Source organism: Syntrophorhabdaceae bacterium (assembly GCA_028713955.1).
Classification (GTDB): Bacteria; Desulfobacterota; Syntrophorhabdia; order Syntrophorhabdales; family Syntrophorhabdaceae; genus UBA5609.
In genome coordinates, this window is the sequence record JAQTNJ010000295.1 from 1 (window position 1) to 3501 (window position 3501).

The window sequence follows — 3501 nt, forward strand, 5'->3', positions numbered from 1 at the left end:
CACGATTTCCGAATCGCTCCACAAAGCGGTTTAATTTGACAAAAGATTTTGACTGCGAAAGGGGTTTTACTGATTCCTGGAGGCTTTCAGCTAATAAGACGGTTCTTCTTTCCAGATCGTTAACAAGTCTCCCATGTTCTACCCTTACCTGGTAAAATGAAAAGATGATAGCTACCAGCGCAACGACAAAAACAAGAGAAACGATAAGACGAATAGTAATCTTCATAGTGAATTGCCTTGAACCTTTTGTTGTTTACTCTACTATGTTGCAGGCGTTTATTCAAACCATTAAAAGATGAATGAAGGAATCGATGGCTATTTGAATACCCTTTCCCAGCGATCCGTCCTATTGTATGAGATTGCCGCGCTTCGCTCGCAATGACAATAAGGAATAGGTCTGACAGCTGATTGCTGATAGCTACAAAGGCAGCTCATACTACACTACACCTTTATCATATGACCTGTTCGCCCCGAACTGTTCACTGCGCCATAGGCGCCTCACCCCGAACTCCAGCGAAGCTGGACATGCACACGTTCACGCAAAGCCTGTGGCTAAAGGCATATGATTCGCGACATGGAATTCAAGAGAAAAACGCTCACCTCCGTGTATACGTCTGTCTGCCGGTCACGTCTTGGTCCTTGTAGTAGAATTCCCAATCATTAAAATCCCGGCTGACGGTGATTTCGTAGGTTCCCGGTTCATGGCCTCCCGGAAATCTGCCAACCAGCGTGTTGCCTTGCAACCTATTCGCGATAAAGAAGACCCTCTCCTCCCCTTTGCGCCAATCCCAATAAGGCACATCGATCACGTATATGAGGAACAGTTCTCCTCCCCTCATTTCGCCCCTGTAATGGGCATAGTTTGCATACTTTTCGCGGGCATGGTCGTAAGGTTCTTTTCTGTACCAGTTTCCAACCAGATCTCTTAATCCTTTTTTCTTTTCCTCGGCTTTGGCTCTTATTTCCGTTTTTGCCGCCTTTTCCTGGCGGTATTCGATTTCGTAGATCAGTTCCTTCACCTTCTTCGCATCAGCAGCGTTCGGGGCCGCAAGAAGATAGAGCCTGAGGTTCTTTATCGCATCCGCATAAAGACCCGCCTTGTCCTGTGCGAAGCCAAGATTGTAATAGGCGTTTGCGAGCCAGGGCGCTGCCAGAGTTGCCTTTTCGAGCTCCCGTACAGCGTCCTTGAAATCGTTTGTGTCCTTTGCTCCTTTCACTGCCGCCGCACCGCGTGCCATATACCTCTCGGCCGCTTCCGGTATCGCAGGCGCCGGCCTCATCGTCTGCACGTGTTTGATGATCTTCTCGCGCAGGGCATAGTCGTTGGGATTCTTCTGGAGGTCGGAGAGGTACTGCGTGAGGGTCTGCTGAGGGGACTGGGCGTGAGAAGCAGACATGCACACAAGTATGAGCATGAATACCAACAATGTTGTCGGACAGATCTTTTTCATTGTTTATTCCTCCTGCAGATCTTTTTATTGTTGAAATCCTTTGTTATCAAAATAAGGCCCCTGACAAAAGCACCAGGTCCACGACGAGCATTCCCAGTACTGCGATGCCCGCCAGGCCGTTCATAGTAACGGAGAGCCAGCCGAGATACTGGAGCCAGAGACCGGCCAGGATGCCGATCAGATATCCGGCGATAAATCCTGCAAGGCCTGTCATCAGGCCCAGAAAGAGTGAGTGCTGAAGCGTGCCGACGAAGACGCCGCAGGATATTCCCAGAAAGACGAAAAAGAAAAATATACCCGCAAGGAAATCATCATACGAGGGCGGCTCTCCCCTGCGCGACAGTACGCTGTTGATGACCAGGGCGACTGTTCCCGCAGCGCCGATGCCGCCTGCGATCCAGCCGACGATAGAACCGCCGGACACTGCGACGGGAACTCCGAAAGCGAGAAGGATGATACAGACGGCGAGGACGATATGGTGTTCCATCGTTGAGGGAAAGCCCGTTGCCGACCTCCCGCCGGGACGCAGACGGCTCAGCAACATGCCGGGGAAATAACGGGCATGAAATTCAAATGATAGAAATTTCGGGGCGCTCATCTCTACGGACAATTCGACATGTTGCCGCAGCTTACCTTCGAGCCGTTGTTGCAACCCTTCCTGTAGTATATGCAGGCCCTGGCCCGGTCGCCGCGACGCTCCAGGACTACGCCCATATTGGTGTATCGTCCCGGTCGGTCGGATTCGGAGGGGTCCGGCATCAGATCAAAGGCCTTCTGCATATTCTTGTACGCCCCATCCAGATCCCCCTGGTACATGTAGACCTCGCCAATGTTAAAATAGGCCCGGTCGGCCTCGGGATGGTCGGGGTATATCTCGACTGCTTTTCTCCAGTGCCTGATGGCCTCAGTATATCCGCCCGGCCCTTTTTTGTATGCTGTCACGCCCGCGTTGACCTCGCTCGCGTAGTCATCGTAGCGTTTGATCTGTATGTCCAGTTCCGCCATCTTTTGCTTGCCTGCCTGGATGTCTTTGGGATCAGAGACGGCAATGAGGTATTTTTCGAGACTTTGTAGCGCATCGTGGAACTTCCGCTGTTGTCCCCGTGCATAGGCGCCCTTTTCCTGCGCAAGCGCCAGGTTGAAGTAGGGCTCGGGGAGCCATGGCGCCAGACGGGAAGCCCTGTCGAAGTGCTCTTCCGCTGCGGCAAAATCCTCCGGACGCTTCGCAAACTTGAAGGCGGCCATACCTTTTGTCATCTCGTCCCTGGCTGCCTGCGGTACCGTTGGCGGCGGCTTGAGGGAACGTGCCATGCGGACGATTGTCTCGAGATTCCGGCTGCCGCTCTTTATAAGGGCATCGAAGTCCTGGCGGGCAGAACCGCCGCCCTGACTGCGGATTATTGCTGCAGTCTGCGGATGGTTTTGTTTGTCGGCAGTAATAGCCGGGGTATCGCCGAACGTGTCTTTAGCGTTGACATCCGCGCCTTTTTCCACAAGGAGCCTTGCCGTGTTGGTATGGCCCTTGTCGGCTGCCAGATGAAGAGGGGTCTGTTTTCTTTTGTTTTGTGCATTGACATCCGCCCCCTTCTCGATCAATGCGCGGACGACGTCGGTATTGCCGTAGTAAGCCGCCCAAAGCAGAGCTGTGTAGCCATCACTGTCTTTTGCGTTTACGTTGGCACCCTTTTCGATCAGGGTGCGTACGGCATTGGCCTGATTATTTATGGCCTCGTCCATGAGCTTATTTTCAAGTTCGCCGGCCGAGACGACAAACACCGTAATCAGACACAACTCCAAAGCCAGAACAAGACATCGAATAATCTGCTTCATTTTACATACCCCACGGGCAGCTTTGCTCCTGCCCTTTCAAGCATTCGCACAATCTCTTCAATCTCTTTTTGCTTCTGCGGCCCGAAGCTCTTCCCTTTTGCAAAAAATTGCGCCAGGCTTAATGCCGTATTAAGGCCGAGCTTGTCAGTCACATTGAGGTTCGCCCCCTTTTCTATCAGCAATCTTACTACATCGGCCTTGGGAGAACTTACCCCGTACA

5 protein-coding genes are annotated in these 3501 nt (G+C 52.3%); all 5 read right to left on the reverse strand.

The genetic code is table 11. The annotated features are described in order from the left end of the window. On the reverse strand, positions 1-226 hold a 226-nt coding region (locus PHU49_15985), incomplete at its 3' end, for a hypothetical protein (GenBank protein ID MDD5245509.1). Between the two features lie 370 nt (positions 227-596). After that, positions 597-1451, reverse strand: coding sequence for a tetratricopeptide repeat protein (locus PHU49_15990; GenBank protein MDD5245510.1), 855 nt, complete (start codon positions 1449-1451; stop codon positions 597-599). Between the two features lie 46 nt (positions 1452-1497). Continuing rightward, positions 1498-2061 (reverse strand): hypothetical protein, encoded by a 564-nt coding sequence (locus PHU49_15995; GenBank protein MDD5245511.1) that lies wholly within the window; start codon positions 2059-2061, stop codon positions 1498-1500. Beyond that, positions 2052-3281, reverse strand: a complete 1230-nt coding sequence (locus PHU49_16000) for an ankyrin repeat domain-containing protein (GenBank protein MDD5245512.1) — start codon at positions 3279-3281, stop codon at positions 2052-2054. Before PHU49_16000 ends, PHU49_15995 begins: the two co-directional genes overlap by 10 nt. Beyond that, on the reverse strand, positions 3278-3501 hold a 224-nt coding region (locus PHU49_16005), incomplete at its 5' end, for a hypothetical protein (protein ID MDD5245513.1). The genes PHU49_16005 and PHU49_16000, both read right to left, overlap by 4 nt.